This window comes from Arhodomonas sp. KWT, from assembly GCF_010993615.1.
Genome location: NZ_WNXE01000014.1, coordinates 7,249 through 8,996, shown reverse-complemented (window position 1 = coordinate 8,996; position 1,748 = coordinate 7,249). Strand labels below are relative to the sequence as shown.

General features: G+C 69.9%; 2 protein-coding genes. Both read left to right on the top strand.

Annotated elements, in window-relative coordinates; translation table 11 throughout:
- On the top strand, nucleotides 1-1,296 hold a 1,296-nt coding region (gene mbhE / locus G7A99_RS25195; protein WP_240466100.1), incomplete at its 5' end, for a hydrogen gas-evolving membrane-bound hydrogenase subunit E.
- Between the two features lie 3 nt (nucleotides 1,297-1,299).
- Complete coding sequence (locus G7A99_RS04730) at nucleotides 1,300-1,623, top strand: Na+/H+ antiporter subunit C (protein ID WP_018717955.1); 324 nt, start codon at nucleotides 1,300-1,302, stop codon at nucleotides 1,621-1,623.
- The last annotated feature ends 125 nt before the right edge of the window (nucleotides 1,624-1,748 follow it).

Sequence of the window (1,748 nt, the reverse complement as noted above, 5' to 3'; positions counted from 1 at the left end):
CCGGAGCCGTTCAGCCTGGCCCTGTGGCACGGCTTCAACATCCCGCTGGTAATGAGCGTGATCGCGCTGGCCGGCGCCGTGGCCCTGTACTACCGCCGCGACGCCGCGGAGCGCTGGCACGAGCGGACCTTCCCGGCGTTCACCGGCAAGGGCTGCTTCGAATCGCTGCTGGCCGGCGCCATCGCGGCGAGCCGGCGGCTCACCGCCTGGCTCGACGACGGCAGCGTACAGCGCAACGTCGTGCTGGTGGTCGGCGCCGCGGTGGTAATGGCAGCGGCGGGCGGCGTCACCGGTGGGCTGGACGCGGGCAGCCGGGCGCTCACCCCGGCGCCGCTGCCGGCGGTCGCGGTCTGGCTCATGGGCGTGATCGCCACGGTGGTGATCGCACTGCGCCACCACGACCGCTTCCTGGCGCTGGTGGCCACCGGCGTGGTCGGCCTGCTCTCAGCGCTGACCTTCATCTATATCAGCGCGCCGGACCTCGCCCTCACACAGCTCTCGGTGGAGGTGGTCTCCACGGTGCTGCTGCTGCTCGCGCTCAATGTCCTGCCCAAGGAGACCCCACACGAGAGCAGCCCGGGACGGCGCTGGCGCGACGGTGTCCTGGCGGTCGCCGGCGGCGGTGGCATCGCCGCGCTGGCCTATGCCGCGATGACCCGGCCGCTGGACTCGATCTCGCGCTACTTCCTCGAGACCAGCGTGCCCGGCGGCGGCGGCCACAACGTGGTCAACGTCATCCTCGTCGACTTCCGCGGCTTCGATACCTTCGGCGAGATCACCGTGCTCGGCATCGCCGCACTGTGTGTCTACGCGCTGATCCGTGACGAGGCCCACACCATGGCGAGCGCGGACACCGAGGCCCGCCACCCAAGGATGCTGCTGATCGGCTCCAGGGTGATGCTGCCGCTGCTCGCCGTGGTCACCGTGTACGTGTTCCTGCGCGGCCACAACCAGCCCGGCGGGGGGTTCATCGCCGGGCTGATCGCCGCCGTGGCGATGGTCACCCAGTACATGGCGAGCGGCGTGCACTGGACCGAGCAGCGCCTGACCGGCAACTACTTCCCGATGATCGGCGCCGGCCTGCTCACCGCCGGGTTCACCGGCCTGGCGAGCTGGCTGTTCGACGTGCCCTTCCTCACCAGCACGTTCTCCCACGTGAACTGGCCAGTGGTCGGGGACTTCGAGATCGCCAGCGCCGTGGCCTTCGACCTCGGCGTGTTCCTGACCGTGGTCGGCTCGGTGGTGCTCATGCTCTCGCAGTTCGGCAAACAGCAGCCGCCGGTGGAGGGGCGCTAGCTCATGGAGATCCTCATCGCCAGCGGTATCGGCGTGGTCACCGCCGCCGGTATCTACCTGACGCTGCGGGCGCGCACGTTCCCGGTCATTCTGGGGCTGACGCTGCTCTCCTACGCGGTGAACCTGTTCCTGGTCAGCACCGGGCGGCTCGCGATCAACGCGCCGCCGATCGTCCATGAGGGCACAAAGGCCTACACCGATCCGCTGCCCCAGGCGCTGGTGCTCACCGCCATCGTCATCGGCTTCGCCATGACCGCCTTCGTACTCGTGCTCGCGCTCAAGGCCCGGCGCGAGCTCGGCAGCGACCACGTGGACGGACGCGAATGACACACCTGCCCATACTGCCCGTGCTCATCGCGGCGTTCGCCGGCTTCGTGCTGGTGCTGATCGCCGGCGCGCCGCTGTTCGTCCAGCGTGTGCTCTCGGTGACCGCCACCGCCGCCGGACTGGTA